Origin of the sequence: Maridesulfovibrio salexigens DSM 2638, assembly GCF_000023445.1 — a bacterium.
In the GTDB taxonomy this organism is placed as follows: domain Bacteria; phylum Desulfobacterota; class Desulfovibrionia; order Desulfovibrionales; family Desulfovibrionaceae; genus Maridesulfovibrio; species Maridesulfovibrio salexigens.
This window is the reverse complement of the sequence record NC_012881.1, coordinates 2397280-2418127: the sequence shown is the minus strand read 5'-3', so window position 1 is coordinate 2418127 and position 20848 is coordinate 2397280. Positions and strand designations below refer to the sequence as shown.

Here is a 20848-nt window from a genome sequence, read left to right as displayed (position 1 = left end):
GACAATGGTCCCTTTCTCCTGATCAGTTATTATCCATCACATTTCTTTTTCGTGTTCTCATACTTTTAGATGATTAAATTTCTATGTGTTGACATATCCGCATATGCGGATATGTTGCGCCAAGGTCCAATGCTTTTTCATGACTAAATTATGGGTGCTTAAACATTATCAATTGGAGTTAATATGGCTGAGTCAACTATTAAAAAGTTATCTTTTCTGGATCGGTATCTGACCTTGTGGATTTTTCTGGCAATGTTTGTCGGGGTGGGGTGTGGATATTTCTATCCGGCAATGAAGGATGTTATTAATTCTTTTCAGGTGGGAACCACTAATATCCCCATTGCTATCGGGCTGATCCTGATGATGTATCCGCCTTTGGCGAAGGTAAAATATGAAGAGCTGGGTAAGGTTTTCAGAAACTATAAAGTGCTTTTGCTCTCCCTTGCTCAGAACTGGATTATCGGCCCAGTGCTCATGTTTGCTTTAGCGATTACCTTTCTGTCCGGATACCACGAATATATGGTGGGATTGATAATGATCGGTCTTGCCCGCTGCATTGCGATGGTTATTGTCTGGAACGATCTTGCCAAGGGAGATACCGAATACTGTGCCGGACTGGTTGCTTTTAACTCTATCTTTCAGGTGATCTTTTTTTCAGTATATGCGTATGTTTTCCTGACTGTCCTGCCCGGATGGTTTGGCCTTGAAGGTGCTGTAGTGGATATTTCCATCGGCCAGATTGCGGAGAGTGTTTTCATCTATCTGGGAATCCCGTTTATCGCCGGAATGCTGACCCGTTTTATCGGTATAAGAGTAAAGGGCAAGGAGTGGTATGAAAAAGATTTCATTCCCCGCATCAGCCCGTTGACCCTTGTATTTCTGCTCTTTACTATTTTGGTCATGTTTTCGCTTAAGGGTGATAAGGTTATTGAGCTTCCTTTTGACGTAATTCGTATTGCCATTCCCCTGACAATTTATTTTCTGGTTATGTTTCTGGTTTCCTTTTACCTTTCATACAAAGCGGATGCTACATACGAGCAGGCTGCTACTCTGAGCTTTACCGCAGCTTCCAACAACTTCGAGCTTGCCATTGCGGTCGCCATTGCGGTTTTCGGAATAAATTCCGGGGAAGCGTTTGCAGCTGTAATCGGACCATTGGTGGAAGTGCCCGTCCTTATAGCCTTGGTTAATGTCGCCCTGCATTTCAAACGGAAGTACTTCTCCGGAGTGGCCCAAGGGGTAAAACCTGCATTTGAATAAATCTCGGTCCTGTATGTACCGCAGGATCGGTGATCACGGTTGCATGTTGCGGATAAGGTATTTCTACACCGTGTTTCCATTTCCTATATTATAAACACTCCCACCTTTGATTCGCAGAGAAGTTGTAACCAGTGATCTAATGAAAGACGCTGCCTGTAATAAACAGGCAGCGTCTTGTTTTTTGTGGGGAAGATTACAGATTTTTCAAGGCTGTTACGATTTCTTCCGGCTCGAGACGTTTGGTGTAATCCGCATCAGCGAAATGGTATGCCACGGTTCCATCAGATTTTATGACGTAAGTGGCAGGTAACGGTAGAGCCCAAGTGTCGTCGCCGTTTTGGACGTCTAAGTTTATTCCGAAACCGCTATAGATTTCTTTTAAATCGTTACTGAGGGTGAATACCAGTCCGTAGGATTCAGCAATCTTGTTGCCTGCATCGTAGAGTACTTCGAACGACAGCCCCTGCTTCTCTTTTGTTGAGAGGGTGTTGTCCGGTGTTTCAGGAGTAATGCAGATGAGTTTTGCACCGAGGGCTTCGATTTCCGGGAGTTTTTTTTGCAGAGCTACCAGCTCTATGTTGCAATAGGGTCACCATCCTCCCCGGTAGAAGCTGACTACAACCGGACCTCCTTTAAGCATTGCGCCAAGATTGATATCCTGCCCCAGATGGTTGGGGAGGGTGAAATCCGGTGCTTTTTCGCCGTTCTGTACTGCTTTGCCTTCAATCCCTGAAGCTTTAAGTTTAGCAGTTTCATCAAGCATGGTATTGAAGGTGGCAGTGGGGATGTTCGCTTTTGCGTTAATTTGTATTTCTTCCAGTTGTTCATGGAGGTTACTCATTTTATTCTCCTGTATTGTTTATTTTTCTAATTTTAACTGTTTTGTTTGAATGTTACAGCTTTCATTGGCATCTGGTTAATTGATGGAGTTCGTTTAGAAGTTCTGAAAGAATATCGTACTTTTTTCTTTAAGCAAGTACTTACTCCGAGAGGCGGTGAATTTCAGCTTTTTGTCGTAGTGTGCTGCGGGTGGCGTTTATGGATGGTTTTTCGAAGACGACTTCGTTAGTGTTGCACTAATATTGCAAGGGTAAATTTCGGGTTTACTGGTATTTACTGTTCATTTCGGAGATTGTGGTGAAGGTAATATGTCAGTAGGCTGTGAAATGTGTCTGACTGTGAATGTTTGTATTTTTCTGTGCTGAAAATGTATGGTCTGAAATGTGTTTCAGACGATAATTACGGCATCGGTGTTCTCGTAATTCCATAAGGATATTGCCCTATGAGTTTCTTTGATTGGTTGCCTTTCGGGAAAAAGAAAAAGGAAAGTATTGATCCGGAATTAGCCCGGCAGATGCTTACAGACCGCTACAATAGTTTTCGTATGCTCATCCAAGCCAATACCAGAATGCATGAATATGTAGCTGAGTTGGAGGAAGCCTTACGCGGTTATACTCCATACGGAATGCATTATGTTCGAGCCCAGTGCACTCGTATTTCTGTCTCAACCTATCAAATGATCAAATATCTCAATGAGCTTAAGCCGGATGGATATCTCAAATTGTATGATAGGTTTGAAGAGATACAGGAACGAATTGCAGAACATATTGAGCCTGTGCAACTTACCGGAGAGGGTGATCTGGTCTTGAACCTCAATGATGTGGGAAGAGAGCAAATAGATCTGTGCGGTCCTAAAATGGCGTTGCTTGGTGAAGCCGGGGCCAAGCTTGATTTGAATATCCCACCTGGCTTTGTGGTTTCAACCGCAGCCTTTAATTTGTTTATGAACTCTGGGGGGCTACAGAAGGAAATTGACCGGCGTATCCAATCCACAGACTTAAATGATCGCAATGAGATTTTTCAGCTTTCTTCAGCGGTGATGGGATTGATTCTGGAGACTGAATTGCCTGAAGAGCTTTCTGATGCGATTTTGGATGCATACGACACTCTCTGCGCAGAGTTGGGCAGAGAGGTTAATCTGGCTGTACGTTCAAGTGCGCTCGGTGAAGATTTGGAGGGGGCGGCCTTTGCGGGGCAGTATCGGTCCATACTGAATGTCGGAAGAGCTTCTCTGACCGATGCGGTGAAGGAGGTTATGGCCTCCAAATATTCCTTGCAGGCCATGGCTTACCGCAATAATCGCGGATTGCGTGATGAGGATATGGCCATGAGTGTGGGATGTATTGAGATGATACATGCCAGCTCGTCCGGGGTGGCTTATTCTCGGAGTCCTGTGAATGTACGTGACCGTAATGTTAACATCTATTCCGTGTGGGGGCTGCCGAAGGCTGTTGTGGATGGTTCAGCCGAAACTGATGAATTTATCGTATCGCGCGGTAACCCGGCTCAGGTCTTGAGGACCGAAATTGCGGAGAAAAACAGCAGGTTCGTATGTGATACAGCTGAAGGTGTCTGCGCAACTGTCCAGCTTGGAGAGGAAGCTTTTCAACCTTCGTTAAGTGAGGATCAGGCTCTTCTGGTGTCTGAGACTGTCATACAGTTGGAAGATTTTTTCGGAATCCCTCAGGACATTGAATGGACCTTTACCGATGACGGAACCTTTGTTTTGCTGCAATGCCGTCCGCTATTACTTATTGAAAACGACAATGAAGAACATGCCTTTGGTGATCCCGATCTGCCTGCACCATTGCTTTCTGGTGGTAAAACAGCCAGTCCCGGAGTCGGGATAGGACCTGTGTTTGCCATTCGTAAGAGCGCGGATAAACTTTCATTTCCTGATGGCGGGGTAATGGTGCTCAAACAGGCTCTGCCTAATAGGGCAGCTCTATTGGACCGTTGCAGCGCTGTCATCACTGAGCAGGGCGGTTTGGCCGGGCATCTGGCTAATGTTGCCCGAGAATTCGGGGTTCCGGCTTTATTCGGTGTAAAGGATGCCCTTGAAAAACTCGAATCAGGACAGATAGTTACAGTTGATGCTGATGGCCATGCTGTCTATTCAGGTTCAATGGATTCTTTAGTTACTGAAAAGCCGCGAAAACGACTGATGAAAGGTAGTCCTGTACAGGCTTCCCTGCGCAAAGCTGCCCGTTATATCGTCCGTCTTAACCTTACTGATTCAGATTCTCCAGACTTCAGGCCGTCCAAGTGCCGGACTTATCATGATATTATGAGGTTTTGCCATGAAATGGCTGTGCGTGAGATGTTCGGCTTCGGCATCAGCGATGAGCACATTGCGGCTGCATCAAGACAGCTGGTATGTAACGTGCCCAGACAGTTCTGGATTCTGGATTTGGGTAACGGTGTCAGTGATGAGAGTGAGATCAACCAGAAATGTGTCTTCATGGAGCATGTCCGTTCCATTCCCATGCGCGCGCTTTGGGCCGGTATGCAGGCAGTTGTCTGGGATGGTCCCCCTGCCATTCATGGCAAAGGGCTGATGTCGGTCATGTTCGAAGCGACCATGAACCCTAATTTGAATGTGGCTTCGCGTTCATCGTATACTCAAAAGAATTATTTCATGATTTCGGAAAATTATTGCTGTTTGCAATCCCGATTTGGTTTCCATTTTTGTTCCGTGGAGTCATTGGTGGGTGAGCGTACCGTGGAGAATTATGCCAGTTTCCAATTCAAGGGTGGGGCTGCCAACCCGGAGCGAAGGATTTTGAGGGCCAGATTTATCGGTGAGATACTTGAGGAACTAGATTTCAGGGTCCGCATTCGGGAAGACAATCTAAATGCGCGTCTTGAGGGACTTGATCGTCAGGATATGGAATATCACCTAAAGGTTTTGGGCTATCTGATCACCCATACTCGCCAGCTGGATATGATTATGACCAGTCCTAAGCAGGTGGAGACTTACAGGCAACGTTTCTTTAACGACTTCAAGAGGTTTGAGGTTAAGGATGAAGTTTCTGAAACGTAGCCTGAGCAGTTCCCGTTAATTTATATTCGGTTTTGCTGTCCGCTAATCCGGGCAGCATCGATGATTTTGTTGCTGATAATTTCTGTATCGGCAGGCTTGAGAATGAAGTCGAATGCTCCTGCATTCATGGATGCTTGCGCACTTTTTATATCCGCGTTTCCGGTCAGTAGAATTACTTCCACAAAGGGATAATCTTTTTTTATAGCTCTAAGCACCTGAAGTCCGTTCATACCGGGCATATTCATGTCCAGTATGGCTACATGATATGTGTTTTGCGTAAGTAGGTGCAGTGCCTCTTCGCCACAGGATGCAGTGCTAACGTCTACCTCTCTCCTGCCTAGCCTTTTGGCGAGGACTGAAGAAAAACCTATTTCATCGTCAATAATAAGTACTCGAATCTGTGCCATGTCTTCCCCCGTAGTTTAAAGTCTGTGCTGTCTGAATTACAATCTATATGCCAAATCTCTTTTCCTTACGGCAAACACAGTCGGTGCAGGCTGGGTTTAGCGCATATCTCCTTGAACATTTTTTTTAGCCGTATTCAAAAAAAGTCTATCTAATATGAATTAGGAATTTGCCTCTATCCTGTACTTCCCCAGTCAGTGGTTCATTTTGTGCCAGTGTGTTTATTTTCAATATCTGCATCTTTGTGAATTTAGTAACAGACGAGGGGGAGATGTCCTCTTTTGGAGGTGCTGGCACAATTTGTACCGCACGGGGTGAAAGGTATCGATAGGGATTAATTGTGAGCAAAACAGGCTTTTTAGTTCCGATGCTCTTTTGCGCTTGAATAAGCTTTGCATACCTGTTTTTTAGACTAAAAATTCATTATTTCAGCATGTTATTCCATTAAGACCTCTAGGTGGGGCCAAAGTGTCCAGCTCGTAGTGTGGCACAGCGTTTGCTCTGGGGCATTAGGGACCACCCTCTTCAACGGGGGCCGTAGCCTTAAGCAGATAAAAGAATGGAAACGAATATGCAGACTGAAAACAAGACCTCATACGACAAGCTTTCCCGCAAGGTCGCCCTCATAGTGATCACGGTATCCATTGCACCGTTGATCTTGGTGGGCGGCCTTATCTTCGACCAATTTCGTTCCATCTACCGCGCTAAGGTCTACGCCCATTTAGCAGAGGTGGTGGATAAGCATAAAGACAACGTTAACAACTTTCTGAGAGAGAAGCAGGCCGAGCTTCAGTTTCTGACCCGGGCCTATTCCTATGACCAACTTACTGATCCGCTGTTTCTGGAAAAAACTCTCAAGTTCATGCAGCAGCAGTACGGACTCATTTTTGTGGATCTGGGGGTAGTTGACGAGAGTGGCCGTCAGGTTGCTTATGCCGGCCCATTTAATCTGCTTGGAGCGGATTACTCTGATGCTAACTGGTATTTGAACAGCCGTGGAAAGGTCACCGGGATCAGTGATGTGTTTATGGGCTTACGCCAATCCCCGCATTTCATCATTGCAGTCAACAGCGAACAGGGCGGAGCTGATCCTGACGGACGCCAGTGGACCTTGCGTGCAACAATAGATTTCCTGGCATTCTCACATCTTGTCGAGAACATTCGCATCGGTGAGACCGGATACGCATACATACTTAATCGCAGTGGAGTTTTTCAGACCAAGCCGCCGGCTAACCGTGAAAGCAATTTGGTGCTGACTCCTTATGAGACCGTGCGCCGCTTTCAGGCCGAGGATGGAGTTGTTGTGCAGCTTTCTCATGGCAGTGACGGGGAAGAATACGTGACGGTTTCTTCCCAACTTAAGGATGGAGATTGGAAGCTGGTCTACCAGCAGGATGCAAGTGATGCTTTTTCCGCCATGATCCGCAGTGAATCCTTTACCTTGGCTATTTTCCTTTCCGGAGGAATCGCGATTGTCGTGATGGCCATTTATCTCTCCAGAAAACTGGTCGTCCGTTTTCAGGCCATTGATGAAGAAAATGAGCTGATGAACAGGCAGATGGTGGAAACCGGAAAGCTGGCCTCCATTGGTGAGTTGGCAGCAGGTATAGCGCACGAAATCAATAATCCGGTTGCCATAATGATTGAAGAAGCCGGTTGGGTTCAGGATCTGCTGGAAGACGAGGAAGGTGAGATCACCAGTTACACAGAGATCAGCAGAGCTTTGGAACAGGTCCGTACTCAGGGTGGACGTTGCAAAGATATCACCCATAAGCTGCTCAGTTTTGCTCGTCAGACCGATTCTCGTGTCGCTGATGTTCAGCTTCCGGGTCTTATTGAAGAGATTGTTGAAATTTCAATGCAGCAGGCCCGTTATGCTCAGGTGGAGCTCTCGCTTGATCTGGATAAAGGCATGCCCCCGGTCCGGGCCTCTGTATCAGAGTTGCAGCAGGTTTTTCTGAACCTGATCAACAATGCCATTCAGGCCATGGAGTCCAAGGGTGGAAAACTTATGATCAGCTGCCATGCTGAGAATGAGCATGCTTTGGTCTCAATTGCAGATACGGGCCCCGGTATTCCGGCAGCCAATCTTGGTAGAATTTTTGATCCCTTTTTCACCACTAAACCGGTGGGGAAGGGGAGCGGACTGGGACTGTCCATTTGTTACGGACTTGTCCATCAAATGGGCGGCGAAATAGAGGTTGAAAGCGACTTGGGTCGGGGAGCCCGTTTTAATATCTGGTTACCCCTGCCTCATTCCGAAAATGTTCATGAATACAACAAGGAGGAAGATCATGACGAACGCAACCATTCTGTTCGTGGATGATGAGGAAGCTTTTGTAGAAGCTATGTCTAAGAGGCTTGAGCGGCGCAACATGACTGTCCACAAAGCATACAGCGGTGATGAAGGCCTGAGTATGCTGGGCAAGAATCCCGGAATTGAAGTGGTCATTCTGGATGTGAAGATGCCCTATAAGGATGGGCTCACCGTGTTGCAGGAAATCAAAAGGGACTTTCCCCTGGTCGAAGTAATTATGCTCACCGGTCATGCAACAGTGGAATCGGCAATAACCGGCATGCAGAACGGAGCCTTCGATTATCTTATGAAGCCGTGTTCAATTGATGATCTCGTTGAAAAAATACGTGCAGCTATGAAGCTGTATCACGAGCATGAAGATGAAGAAACCATGGCTCGTATCGATGAGATAACCAATCGTATGGCTTAAGGGGCCGATGGTGTTCAGATGAGGAATGACAACAAGGCAATAAAGCTGCTCATGGTCGACGACGAGGTCGGCTTTGCGGAGGTATTGCGTAAACGATTGAGCAGGCGGGGCATTCTTGTTGAGACCGCATACCGCGGTGAAGATGCAGTGAGAATGCTCCGCGAAAAAGAGTTTGATGTCGCGGTCCTTGATCTGAAGCTTGAAGGCATGGATGGAATCGAAATTTTAAAAGTTTTCAAGATGCTTGCTCCGGAACTGCCGGTTTTGATGCTTACCGGTCATGGCTGTGAAAAGGCCGCAGCTGAGAGCATCAGGTTGGGAGTTGCAGATTATCTGTCTAAGCCGGTCGATTTCGAACTGCTGTTAGAAAAAGTACGGCAGGTATGTATCCGGAAGGAGGATGTCCATGAAAAGGATTAAAGTTCTTCTGGTTGACGATGAAGTTGATTTCTCCCGCGTGCTTGCTTGCAGGCTTGAGAGGCGGGGGGTGGATGTCAGCACGGCTTCATGCGCAAATGAAGCCATGGAGACGCTTAGGCTTAAAGTGATGGATGTTGTTCTGCTTGATGTCAAAATGCCCGGCAGGGACGGAATCAGGCTTCTTGGAGAAATAAAGCGACTTTATCCGCAGATTGGGGTTTTGATGCTCACTGCTCATATCAGTCCTGATCTTGTCATATCCTGTCAGGCTATGGGGGCATCCGAGTATCTCCTTAAGCCGATTAATGCGGATGAACTGATCGTAAAGATCAAGGGTGTGGCTGCAAATAGTAATTAAGGTCCGGGTGGCAAGTGTAGAAAAGCCGGCCGGAGCGAAGGTAACAATAGAAATGAATTTGTGAGGATAATCATGAGTTTTTTCAATCAATGGGGTAAATTTATGATGGCTGGGGCCGGTTACATGGCCCGCTGGGAGATCGATAACGCAAAGGCGATCATGGGCAGCAAGAAATTACGTATGCTGCTCGGGCTGATGCTGATCCCCGTGATCTTGGGCGGTATTGCTTTTGCCGATGATATTGCTCCGGTTCTTCCGGATCTTCTCGGCGGCAAAAAAGCGTATAGCCCCGCATTCTACAGCTTCGGCATTTTTATGGTGTCGATAGCCATCGGTCTTGGTGCAGGACTGATTACCGGCTGTATCGGCGCTGGCGGTGGATTTATTATCGCCCCCGCACTTATGAGTGCCGGTATTAAGGGTATTCTGGCTGTTGGTACTGACTTGTTCCACATTTTCGCTAAGGCGATTATGGGTAGTGTCATCCACCGCAAGATGGGTAACGTGTCTGTGCCTCTGGCGGTAGTGTTCCTTATCGGTGCAATTGTCGGAGCCACTGCGGGCGGTATTATCAACCGTGTTCTTTATGAAATTAACCCCGTGCTTTCCGATGCGTTTATTACTACTGTTTATTCGTTAATGCTCGGATTCCTCGGCTTCTACGCCATGTTTGACTACCTGAAAGCCCGCAAAGCCGGTTCCGGTGGTTGCGCGCACGGCGGCGGAGAAGGAGCAGAGCTGGGTGCTCTCAGTAAGTCTCTGCAATCCGTTAACTTTCCGCCTATGGTAAAATTCGATCAGGACCTTACTCCCGGCGGACGTCAGATCTCTTGGATCTTTTTGGTCCTCTCCGGTGCACTGGTAGGTCTGGCCGCAGGTATCATGGGTGTCGGCGGAGGCTTCCTTACCTTCCCCATCTTCGTATACGTGCTTGGCGTATCCTCTATGACAACTGTTGGTACTGATATCTTCCAGATTGTTTTTACCGCAGGTTTCGCCTCTATTTCCCAGTATGCCATTTACGGGTTCATCTTCTATACTCTTGCAATGGGTATGCTGCTTGGTTCCCTGCTCGGTATTCAGATTGGCGCACTGGTAACTAAGGTTGTTCCCGGTATTACCATTCGTGGATTCTACGCCATGGCTGTTCTGGCCGGTTTCGTTAACCGTATTTTTGCTCTGCCCGGAAAGCTGGGTGAAATGGGATACATCCCGATTTCTCCGGCCCTTGGCGACACTTTGAACACCATAGGTATCTGGGCGTTCTTTGTAGTAATTGGCGGTTTTTCGGTCTGGGTTATCGGTACTTTCTTGAAGAATATCCAGAATCTTAAGGCAGAAGGGGCACACTAAGATGATTATTAACAAAAAAGAATTCTCTGGCGGTCTGGCGCTTCTCGCAGCTTTCTTTATCGTACTTGCTGTGATGTTCCAGCCCATTTTCGACGGAAAGAATGCGATGGCATATCTCGATGCCATGTACAACTCAATCTCCAAGGGGTCTGTAAATTACGTGGCTCCGCTGCGTGATGAAGTGAAAGACCCTGCGGTTAAAAAGGATCTGACTCTCAAGCTGACCTATACTACTGGTGTACAGGCTGAACAGTCTGCCAAGCTGTTTGAAAAAGCCGGGGTAAAGGTAAGCTTAAATGGAAAGGCCCTTGAAGTTACCGGTTCTGTTGTGGATATACTTAACGCCAGCCTCGATGATGCGGAACTCATGTATCATAACGATGCAGAAGCCCTCGAAGGTAAGTACGGTGTAGAGGCTCGCAGGACCACTTTTAACTGGTGGACTTCTCTGGGGCTGATGGAAAAGGCTCTGAACGGTCAGGAAGAGTTTAAAGTTGCCAAGGTAACATCTACCGTAATGAAGAAGGCAGTTGAGACAGCATACAACTATTATGAGATTGAGCCTCTCGACATAACTGATGAGCTCGGTCTGGTTATCTTCTCTCTGATCTTCTATGTGGTTTATACTTTGTGGTACGGATTCGCCATCCTGTTTGTGTTCGAAGGATGGGGTCTGAATCTTGGGCATTAGGAAGTCCGGATGATTTCCTAAGATATGTGGCGGGCGGTCCGGCTTCCTTCCTTGCCGGATCGTCCGTTCATACTTTACTCACATATAACTTTGCCGTATTCTTGAACATGAGGTTTTAATTATGAATCTTCAGGAATATTATGACACTATAATGCAGTTGAGTCATGGCATTGTGGTCACACTTGATTTGGACGGTGTTATCATTCACGGCAACTCCATGCTCGAATCGTTGTCCGGTTATTCCATGCAGGAATTGGCCGGCAAAGATTGGTTTGAGACCTTTATACCTCAGGAACAGCGTGCTGATTCACGCAAAGAGGTATTGGATAAGGCCGGAAAAAAGGATATTTCCAGAATTTCCGGCAGTATCAGGGCCAGAAGTGGAGAAAAAATTTATATTGATTGGAATTTGAAAGCCTTAACTGATTCGGATTCCAGTACAATCAGCATCCTTTGTGTAGGACAGGATGTAACCGAGCACATGCGGCGCCAGAATGGTCTGCTTCGGGAGCGGTTCAACCTGATTGAACGCAATAAGGAGCTTAATTGCCTATATGAGATCAGTAAGCTCGGGGCTGACGGCGATCTGGATTTAAAAGAGACCCTTAGAAAGATAGTAAATCTGCTGCCTTCTGGATTTCAAAATCCGGATAAGACCCATATTCGTTTGCGTATCGGCAATCTTTGTTGGGAAACAGAAGGGTACTATAAGACGGAGAATGTTTTAGTTGAGTCGATTGAGTCCGGTCCGGAGATACGCGGCTCTATCACTGTGTCCGTAGAATATGCAGGTCATAAGAGAAAAGGGGAATCCATTTTTCTTGAAGATGAAAACGAATTGTTGGTCACAACGGCACAGCAGATCGGCCTAATTGTAGCGAAAAAAGAGATTAAGACTGCCCGGCAGGAGCTTGAGCAGCAGTTGCGCCAGGCGGATCGGTTAGCCAAGATCGGACAGTTCTCCGCCGGAGTAGCGCATGAGATTAATGAACCGTTGGCTAATATCCTCGGTTATGCACAGCTTGCATTGCAGACTCCTGAACTGCCTGATCAGGTGCGCATGGATCTAGATAATATAGTTGATTCTTCGCTGCATGCGCGTGAGATCATAAAGAAGATCATGTTTTTCAGCAGGCAGTTGCCGCCTCAATTTATTCCAACAGATTTAAATCAGACTATTCGAGATGCTCTGCGCATAACCGGGACTGCAGCTAAACGCGGTAATATTGAGATTCGTTGTGAATTTGATGAAAAACTTCCACTGGTGTCTGCTGACCCCCGGCATATCAAACAGGTTATTGTCAATTTGGCTGCCAATGCCATTCAGGCTATGGATGAAGGCGGGGTGTTGACCATAAAGACTCTCAGTGATGGTAATGACGTGTATATCATTGTGGACGATAATGGACCGGGTATTCATGCTGATGATTTAAAACAGATTTTTAATCCTTTTTTCACTACCAAGGACGTTGATAAGGGAACCGGGTTGGGGCTTTCAGTTGTTTTGGGAATCGTAAAAGCCCATAAAGGATTGATTCAGGTGCAAAGCGAATATGGGCACGGAACCAGTTTTGAGATAGCTTTGCCTTGTTTGCAAAATAACCAGTCGGTTGAATAGCCGCACGGATGGAAGATGAGCGAAAAGATTAGGATTCTCGCGGTAGACGACAGCAAAAGTACACTGGAAGTACTCAAGCGCAATCTTGAATCACAAGGTTACGATGTATTAACTTGTTTGCGGGTGGACGAGGCTCTGTCTCTGCTTGAAGAACATGAAATAGATATAGTCATAACAGATTTTAGGATGCCTCAGGCCACAGGTCTGGATTTGATCAGGCACGTGCGTGAGAACCATCGTGATGTGGAATTAATGATGATAACCGGATACCCGTCAATATCCGGTGCAGTGGAAGCCATAAAGGATGGTGCAGGCGAATATCTGCCTAAGCCATTCACTTCTGAGGAGTTGCAGGGGGCAATGGACCGCATCGTTGAACGTGTTCACCGCAGGCGGGCACTCAAAGCGGTCGAGGTCCCGGATGAAACTTATGGTATTGTCGGAAATTCTCCCGGTATGCAGCTTGTTTTTCGCAGGATCGGTAAAGCTGCTGCAACTAATGCCAACGTTCTTATCTCCGGTGATTCCGGTACGGGTAAGGAGTTGGTCGCCAGAGCTGTGCACTACCACAGTGACCGCAGGGCGGCACCTTTCGTTCCGGTCAATTGTGCTGCAATACCTGATTCTTTGGTTGAGAGTGAACTTTTCGGACACGTTAAAGGTGCTTTTACCGGGGCGAAAGAGGCCAGAGCAGGTTTTTTTGAGATAGCTAATGGTGGTACTGTTTTTCTTGATGAAATCGGTGATGCCAGCCCAAACATGCAGGCCAAGCTTTTGCGTATTTTGCAATCCAAGGAATACTGTAAAGTTGGGTCAAGTGTTGTTCATACGGTAGATACCCGTATTTTAGCCGCTACGCACAAGGATTTAAAACGACTTGTTGAGGACGGATCATTTCGTGAGGACCTTTACTATAGGTTGCACGTAGTGGATATCCCTGTGCCGTCTCTTGCCGAGCGTGGTGATGATATTCTGATTTTGATCAGTAATTTTCTGGTTAAATTTTCCAAGACCATGCAATGTCCCACACCAAGTATTACGGACGAGGCCCTGACTGCTTTACGTAATTATTCATGGCCGGGAAACGTAAGAGAATTGGAAAATCTTATTCAGAGGATGGTGGTTATTGTGGACCATGATCCGATTGAGGTTACGGATCTGCCCCCTAATATGCGTTTCAGTTTGCCGATGGAAGAACGTGTTGACCGTTCTCTGGCAGAAGTGGAGCAGGAGCATATAAAAAATGTGCTGATTATGACTGATAATAACAAGACCCGCGCTGCCGAGATACTGGGCATAAACCGTAAGACTCTACGTGAAAAATTAAAGCGCATGGAAGAGCAGGAATAACAAGGTTTTTAAAAACGCCGATAGTGAAGTAGAGACATCCGCAAATCTAAAAAATATCTGTTGCGGTCAAAATATATTCTGAATTGATTATGATTTTAGCCTTGAGCTAATTCCTCCTGCTGTGTAGTCATCTGTTTTTTGAATACAAGCTAAGGGAAATCTTTTTAATGGGCTTTTATCATTCTTTATCTCAATTGTGGATAGTACAAAATCCAAAAGAAAAAGGGTTACAAACTTTCGTTTGTAACCCTGTGATTTCTAAGTGGCGGGGCAGGAAGGATTCGAACCCTCGGCCAACGGCTTAGAAGGCCGTTGCTCTATCCAACTGAGCTACTGCCCCGCGAGAGATGTCTGTTTATACAAACCGCACTTGGCGGTCAAGCAAAAAATGGAAAAAAGTTTTGAAATTTAAAAATTTTCTAGAATTTAGCGGTTATCTGGATGACCTTGGCCTTTTCCATATGGATTTGAGCCTTGGCAGAATGGAAGAGTTTGTCCGTAACTGGGGTGGAAAGTCCAGCTTTCCGGTTATCCATGTTGTCGGAACAAATGGAAAAGGGTCAACTTCATCATACATTACCTCTATTGGATGTGAACACGGACTTAAGGTTGGGACCTTTACTTCTCCTCATTTCGTCACTCCCCGTGAGCGTATTACTATTAACGGCTCTATGCTTTCTGAAGAAGAGTGGTGCGAACTGGCTAATCAGGTCATGGAAATAGCCCCGGATGCGGGTTTAACTTATTTCGAATTGTTAACCTGTATGGCGTTGGTGGCTTTTAAAAATAATGAAATTGATCTGGCGGTCATGGAGGCTGGGCTTGGCGGCCGTTACGATGCCACTAATACGGTTGATCCTGATCTGACAGTATTTACCCCCATCGGGCTGGATCATGAGAAGGTGCTAGGTTCGACAATTGACCTGATTGCAGCAGATAAGGCCGATGCCATGCGTGAGAATGGAACTGCCATCACTGCCGTGCAGGTTCCTGAAGCTAAGACGGTCCTTGAGACGCGTGCTAAGGAATTAGGCTGCGATCTTCATCATATAAATGATCAGGAGATTGTTGCGGACCTTAATCCATCTCTTGCCGGGGAGCACCAGAAGGAGAATGCAGGTCTTGCAGCCTGTGCTTGGCGTTTGTTCTGCGGGAAATCAGGTATTGATTTTGACGCAGATAAGGTCCGCAGCGGGGTGGAAAAGGCATTCATTGCCGGAAGGTTGCAGATTATCAAGTCGGCTAGGACTTACATCCTTGATGGCGCGCACAACACACATGCTTTTGCCGCACTGGAAGCCGAGCTGGAACGGTCTGGAGTAAAACTGGATGCGATTATTTTTTCCTGTATGAAGGATAAGAATCTTGGTCCGGTGAAGGAGACTCTTTTTCGTTTGACTGACGGTCCGATTCTCGCCAGCGGGATTGAGGGGAATGAACGGGCGTATCCATATAAAGATTTAGCTGCGGTCCTTGGAGAGCGGGCAAAAGCTGCTAAAACTATTGACGATGCTCTCTCAATGCTTAATTCCGGTGAGAAAACAGTTCTAATCTGCGGGTCCTTGTATTTGCTGGCAGCTTTTTATACAAGATACCCAGAATTTTTAAGAAGAATGCCTCCGGCGTCTTAAACCCTTTTGCAAAAGGGTTTAAGAATCCCAAAACCTTTTATTGGTTTAATTTTGGCTGAAATTCGATGAGTTGTCCGTCGAATCAGTTGGATGGGATTTTGTTGGTGGCTTTAAATTTCGGAGGCATTTTTTGTCTAATCTTTTTAAATATCTTCCTTCCGTTGATTCTGTGCTGACCCGTCTTGAAGAAGAGGGTGTCATTGATGGACTGCCGAGGACCCTTTCCCGTGATCTGGTTAACGGCTTTCTTGATGTCTGCCGCGAGGAAATCAAAGGCGGGATTATCACTGAAGAAAAGCAGCTTTCCCCGGATGTGCTTTTCCCGCGCCTGACCTGCCATGTGCGGGCCGGTGCTAAACCTCATTTCCGGCGTGTGCTTAACGGAACCGGGGTGGTGGTGCATACTAACCTCGGTCGTTCTCTGCTGGCCGAATCTGCAGTAAAAGCGGTGACTGAGGCTTGTGCCTGCTATTCCAACCTTGAGTTTGATCTGAAGACCGGAGAGCGTGGTAGTCGTTACAGTCACGTGGAAAAGCTGATCTGCGAGATTACCGGGGCTGAGGCCGCTTTGGTGGTTAACAACAATGCTTCAGCGGTATTGATTACCCTTGAAACCCTTGCAAAGGGTCGCGAAGCAATTGTTTCCCGCGGTCAGCTTGTTGAGATCGGCGGATCTTTCCGTATTCCTGATGTCATGACCAAGAGCGGGGCGTTTTTGCGTGAAGTTGGTGCTACCAACCGTACCCATCTGCACGATTATGAAAATGCCATTAACGAGGAAACAGCACTTCTTATGAAAGTGCATACCTCCAATTTCCGGGTTATTGGATTCACCAAGGAAGTTTCCGGTGGCGAATTGGCTGAACTGGGGCGTAAGCATGACCTTCCGGTCTATGAAGACCTTGGCAGCGGTAACCTGACCAATTTTTCCGGCCTCGGCCTGATGCGGGAACCCACAGTACAGGAAGTTGTAGCCGAGGATGTGGATGTAGTTTCATTTTCCGGTGACAAAGTGCTCGGTGGCCCGCAGGCGGGGATTATAGTCGGTAAGAAGAAATATATCGATGCTATCAAGAAGAATCCGCTTAACCGTGCGGTTCGTATTGATAAGATGACTCTTGCTGCCCTTGAAGCGACCCTGCGCCTTTACCTTGATCCGGAGACTGCCAAGCGCGAAGTGCCCACAGTGCGCATGATTACCGAGAAGCCTGAGAATCTTAAAAAACAGGCTCAAGCCCTTGCCCGCACATTACGTCGCGAGCTTGGCGAAACTGCGAATATCGGTGTGCGTGAGGGGGTTTCCCGTGTAGGCGGCGGAGCATTTCCGGAGCAGGACTTAAAGACTTTTCTTGTTACCGTAGTTCCGAGTGCAAAGGTGACAGTTGAAGAATTGAAAGAAGGACTTCTTTCAACTGAACCGCCGCTGGTGGGACGAATTGAAGAAGATGCATTTTGTCTTGATCCACGAACACTCACACGCGAAGAGTACAAACTCTGCGCTGAAGCTATTAATCAAATTTTAGAATAATTCACCTCCATTAGCAGCGAAGCCTTGTTAAAAGGTTTTGGGATTCTTAAACCCTTTTGCAAAAGGGTTTAAGCCGCCGGAGGCAAAAAGGATAATTATACATGAATAAGCAACTTGAACATGAACCGAAAAGCTGCTGGGAAATCTTCAAAGATGAAGAGCACCAGCAGGGCATGGACGACCTCGCAGCCCGTTATATTGATTTTCTGACCCGCTGCAAGACCGAACGCGAGACCATTAAATATGTGGAAGAAAAACTGAAGGAAGCGGGTTTTGAAGATTATCTCGGAGCAGATCAGTGCTTCCGCTCCTTTCGCGATAAGACCATTTTTATTGCCCGTAAGGGGAAAAATCCGCTTTCTCAGGGCTTTCGTCTGGTCGGTGCACACGCAGATACTCCGCGTCTCGACCTGAAGCAGCATCCTCTTTACGAAGACCTTGGAATGTCCATGGCTAAGACTCACTACTATGGCGGCATTCGCAAATACCAGTGGCTGGCACGGCCTCTTGCCCTGCACGGCGTGGTCGTTAAAGCGGACGGCACCAAGGTTGATGTTGTTATCGGCGAGGATGTTAATGATCCGGTTCTTACCATTCTCGATCTGCTTCCGCATCTTGCTTACAAGCAGGTGGAGAAGAAGGTCACCGATGCTTTTGAAGCTGAGAAACTGAATATTCTTATGGGGCATTCCCTGTCTTTTTCTAAGGACGAAGACGATAAGGAAGAGGGTAATGGCAAGCCTTCCGTAAAGCGTAAAGTACTTGAGCTGCTTAACGAGAAATACGACATCGTTGAAGAAGACCTGTTCAGCGCGGAAATGCACATTGTCCCTGCCGGTCCTGCCCGTTACGTTGGTTTGGATAAGTCTGTTGTGGGCGGTTACGGACAGGATGACCGTTCCTGCGTATTCCTCGCCCTTGAAGCATTCCTCAATGCTCCTGAGCCTGAACATGCCCAGATAGTACTTTTTTACGACAAAGAAGAGGTCGGTTCAGAAGGTTCTACCGGTGCAAAGTCTCTCTTCTTCGAATACTGCCTTGAAGACCTGATTGATGCATGGGAACCCAACGCTAAGATGTCCCGGGTTATGATGGCCGGTAAAGCGCTTTCCACCGATGTGCATGCGGCAATCGACCCCGACTATCAGGATGTGCACGAGAAGCTCAACTCAGCCTATCTCGGTTACGGTCCCTGCTTCTGCAAGTTTACCGGACATCGCGGTAAGGTCGGTGCTAATGATGCTCATCCTGAGTTTGTGGCATGGCTGCGTAACATCCTGAGTGAAGCCGGAGCTCCGTGGCAGATGGCTGAGCTTGGCAAGGTCGATCTCGGCGGTGGCGGAACAGTCGCTAAATTCCTCGCTCTCTATGGCATGGATGTTATCGATTTCGGACCTCCGGTGCTTTCCATGCACAGCCCGTTCGAGTTGACCAGTAAGGCAGACCTTTACGCTACTGAACTGGCATTCCGTACTTTCTTGAAGAATTAATTTTATGAAGCCTCCGGCAGCCCTGCCGGGGGCCTTAAACCTTTTATTAGGTTTTGTTAGGACTTTATTCGAAGATCATTGCTATGCTCTAAATGCGAAGCAAGCTAAAAGTTTTTGAAGGGATGGGGTCTGGGGAAGGGAAACTTTTGCAAAAGTTTCTCTTCCCTAGCCGCCGGAGGCAAAAGGAGAACTATGCCTGTTGTTATGGGTACTGCGGGTCATATCGACCACGGTAAGACCAGCTTGATTAAGGCTTTGACCGGAACGGACTGTGACCGTCTGGCCGAGGAAAAGAAACGCGGGATCACCATCGAACTGGGCTTTGCCAGCCTTGATCTTGGCGGTGATGAACATCTGAGTATCATTGATGTTCCGGGCCATGAGAAATTTGTGAAAAATATGGTTGCCGGGGCAGCGGGTATTGATTTCGTGCTGTTGGTCATTGCCGCTGATGAGGGTGTAATGCCCCAGACCCGTGAGCATCTGGAAATCTGCACCTTGTTGGGCATTGAGAAGGGCTTCGTTGTCCTGACCAAAGCGGACATGGTTGATGAAGACTGGATGGAGATGGTTCAGGAAGATGTTCGGGAATTCCTCGCACCGAGTTTTCTGGCTGAAGCCCCGATTCATGCTGTTTCCTCGCATACCGGACAAGGGCTGGATGAATTACGCGGTGAGATTGCGAAATTCATGAAAGGTTTTTCTCCAAAACGCAGGACCGATCTGGCTCGTCTGCCTGTGGACCGTGTGTTTACCATGAAAGGGCACGGTACAGTGGTAACCGGGACATTAATTTCAGGTCAGCTTTCCGTTGGTGACGATGTGGTTCTTTACCCTAAAATGACCGAGACAAAGGTGCGTAGCTTGCAGTCCCACGGGGCATCCGTAGAGACTGCTCCGGCTGGTCGCAGGACCGCCATCAACCTGCACGGTCTGGAAGTAGAAGAGATTGAGCGCGGTGAAGTGCTGGGTAGACCGGGAACGCTTTTCCCGTCCAAGGTTTGGGACGTGGAACTGACCTGTCTGCCGTCTTCTCCGAAAAGTTTGAAGCATCGTAAGGAAATCCATTTTCATCACGGTTCCAAGGAAGTGATGGCCAAGGTTTACTTTCTTGACCGCGAAAAGCTGGAAAAGGGTGAACGGGCCGTTTGTCAGATCCGTTTTGATAAGCTCATGACCGGGGTTTATGGTGATCGTGTTGTATTGCGTTCCTTTTCACCGTTGCGCACCATTGCCGGGGGTAGCATTATCAACCCGTTGGGCCGTAAGGTGAAACGTTTTTCAGATGATGTGAAACGTCTGGAGTCGCTCATAGCAGCAGAACCGGAAGATCTGGTCTTGACCCAGCTTGATTTGGCAGGCAGGGCTGGCCTTACTTTTCAGGAGCTTTCCATTCTGAGCAATGTTGCCTCCAAGCCGCTGGAGAAGATGCTCCAGACTATGGGCGGGCAGCAGAAAGTTTTCTTATATGATAAGGAAACCCGCAGCTATGTTTCCGGCACCCATTATGAGAATCTGGTGCAGGGGCTGCTGGCTCACCTTGCGGAATTTCATAAAAAAGAACCCATGAAACCGGGGGTCTCCCGCGGAGAAATCGGATCAACTTACGGCAAGGGATTGCCGGATAAATTGTTTCATTCCATTGTGGAACGTCTGCTCAAGAAGAATGAAATCGTGGCGGTTCAGGAGATTCTGCACTTGCCCGGGCATAAGGTCTCCCTTGCGTCGGATCAACAGAAACTGCGTGATACTTTGATGGATAATTACGAGAAGGGTGGATTGACTCCTCCGAACTTGAAAGATGTGCTTGATCCTCTTGATCTGGTTTTCAAAGAGGCCGCACCAGTTTACAAGCTTTTGCAGGATGAAGGGCTGCTGGTCAGGATCAAGGATGACATGTATTTCGCCAAGTCCGCAGTGGATGGCTTGCAGGAGACTCTTGAGGGTTATTTTGCTGAAAATGAAGAGCTTGGCCCGCAGGATTTCAAGGCTTTGGTCGGTCTGTCGCGTAAGTTTTCCATTCCATTGCTTGAATACATGGATAAGGAAAAGGTCACCATTCGAGTTGGTGATAAACGCAGGTTGCGTAAGCAGAGTTAAATAAGTTTGAAAGCCCGGATTCGTGAGAGTCCGGG

16 protein-coding genes and 1 tRNA gene are annotated in these 20848 nt (G+C 47.3%); 14 read left to right on the top strand and 3 right to left on the bottom strand.

Annotated elements, in window-relative coordinates:
- Window positions 1–183 precede the first annotated feature (183 nt).
- On the top strand, window positions 184–1260 hold the full coding sequence (gene arsB / locus DESAL_RS11070; protein WP_015852075.1) for an ACR3 family arsenite efflux transporter: 1077 nt from the start codon (window positions 184–186) through the stop codon (window positions 1258–1260).
- A gap of 193 nt (window positions 1261–1453) precedes the next feature.
- Here the strand turns inward: arsB and DESAL_RS20495 are convergent, their stop codons facing one another.
- On the bottom strand, window positions 1454–2101 hold the full coding sequence (locus tag DESAL_RS20495) for a peroxiredoxin-like family protein (RefSeq protein WP_015852074.1): 648 nt from the start codon (window positions 2099–2101) through the stop codon (window positions 1454–1456).
- 441 nt (window positions 2102–2542) lie between these two features.
- Between DESAL_RS20495 and DESAL_RS11060 the strand changes: the two genes are divergently transcribed.
- Window positions 2543–5143 carry a PEP/pyruvate-binding domain-containing protein gene (locus DESAL_RS11060; RefSeq protein ID WP_015852072.1) on the top strand — a complete coding sequence of 867 codons (2601 nt, stop codon included), beginning with the start codon at window positions 2543–2545 and terminating at the stop codon, window positions 5141–5143.
- 20 nt (window positions 5144–5163) lie between these two features.
- On the opposite strand, the gene DESAL_RS11055 is transcribed toward DESAL_RS11060, so the two are convergent.
- On the bottom strand, window positions 5164–5550 hold the full coding sequence (locus tag DESAL_RS11055) for a response regulator (protein WP_015852071.1): 387 nt from the start codon (window positions 5548–5550) through the stop codon (window positions 5164–5166).
- A gap of 557 nt (window positions 5551–6107) precedes the next feature.
- Between DESAL_RS11055 and DESAL_RS11050 the strand changes: the two genes are divergently transcribed.
- The 8 genes from DESAL_RS11050 to DESAL_RS11015 all read left to right on the top strand — a co-directional run bounded on the left by DESAL_RS11050 (window position 6108) and on the right by DESAL_RS11015 (window position 14064).
- On the top strand, window positions 6108–7874 hold the full coding sequence (locus DESAL_RS11050) for a sensor histidine kinase (protein ID WP_245543739.1): 1767 nt from the start codon (window positions 6108–6110) through the stop codon (window positions 7872–7874).
- Window positions 7843–8274, top strand: a complete 432-nt coding sequence (locus DESAL_RS11045) for a response regulator (protein WP_015852069.1) — start codon at window positions 7843–7845, stop codon at window positions 8272–8274. Before DESAL_RS11050 ends, DESAL_RS11045 begins: the two co-directional genes overlap by 32 nt.
- A gap of 18 nt (window positions 8275–8292) precedes the next feature.
- Window positions 8293–8694: a response regulator gene (locus DESAL_RS11040; RefSeq protein ID WP_015852068.1), complete on the top strand. Its 402-nt coding sequence runs from the start codon at window positions 8293–8295 to the stop codon at window positions 8692–8694.
- A complete protein-coding gene (locus DESAL_RS11035) occupies window positions 8681–9052 on the top strand; it encodes a response regulator (RefSeq protein WP_015852067.1) in 372 nt (123 codons plus the stop codon). The genes DESAL_RS11040 and DESAL_RS11035 overlap by 14 nt, the downstream gene beginning before the upstream one ends.
- Window positions 9053–9124: 72 nt before the next feature.
- Entirely contained in the window at window positions 9125–10405 is a 1281-nt protein-coding gene (locus tag DESAL_RS11030) for a sulfite exporter TauE/SafE family protein (protein WP_015852066.1), read from the top strand.
- Window position 10406: 1 nt separating this feature from the next.
- A complete protein-coding gene (locus DESAL_RS11025; RefSeq protein WP_015852065.1) occupies window positions 10407–11096 on the top strand; it encodes a hypothetical protein in 690 nt (229 codons plus the stop codon).
- A 121-nt stretch (window positions 11097–11217) separates the two neighbouring features.
- A complete protein-coding gene (locus tag DESAL_RS11020) occupies window positions 11218–12714 on the top strand; it encodes a PAS domain-containing sensor histidine kinase (protein ID WP_015852064.1) in 1497 nt (498 codons plus the stop codon).
- Window positions 12715–12729: 15 nt separating this feature from the next.
- Complete coding sequence (locus DESAL_RS11015; RefSeq protein WP_015852063.1) at window positions 12730–14064, top strand: sigma-54-dependent transcriptional regulator; 1335 nt, start codon at window positions 12730–12732, stop codon at window positions 14062–14064.
- A 263-nt stretch (window positions 14065–14327) separates the two neighbouring features.
- Here the strand turns inward: DESAL_RS11015 and DESAL_RS11010 are convergent.
- Window positions 14328–14404, bottom strand: a tRNA-Arg gene (locus DESAL_RS11010).
- A 61-nt stretch (window positions 14405–14465) separates the two neighbouring features.
- On the opposite strand from DESAL_RS11010, the gene DESAL_RS11005 reads away from it, so the two are divergent.
- The 4 genes from DESAL_RS11005 (at window position 14466) to selB (ending at window position 20813) form a co-directional block, all read left to right on the top strand.
- Window positions 14466–15695 carry a bifunctional folylpolyglutamate synthase/dihydrofolate synthase gene (locus DESAL_RS11005; protein ID WP_041722236.1) on the top strand — a complete coding sequence of 410 codons (1230 nt, stop codon included), beginning with the start codon at window positions 14466–14468 and terminating at the stop codon, window positions 15693–15695.
- Window positions 15696–15825: 130 nt separating this feature from the next.
- The gene (gene selA, locus DESAL_RS11000) at window positions 15826–17223 is read left to right on the top strand and encodes an L-seryl-tRNA(Sec) selenium transferase (RefSeq protein WP_015852061.1); all 1398 of its coding nucleotides are present in this window, start codon (window positions 15826–15828) and stop codon (window positions 17221–17223) included.
- Window positions 17224–17324: 101 nt separating this feature from the next.
- A complete protein-coding gene (locus tag DESAL_RS10995) occupies window positions 17325–18713 on the top strand; it encodes an aminopeptidase (protein WP_015852060.1) in 1389 nt (462 codons plus the stop codon).
- 192 nt (window positions 18714–18905) lie between these two features.
- Window positions 18906–20813 carry a selenocysteine-specific translation elongation factor gene (gene selB / locus DESAL_RS10990; protein WP_015852059.1) on the top strand — a complete coding sequence of 636 codons (1908 nt, stop codon included), beginning with the start codon at window positions 18906–18908 and terminating at the stop codon, window positions 20811–20813.
- Window positions 20814–20848: the final 35 nt, after the last annotated feature.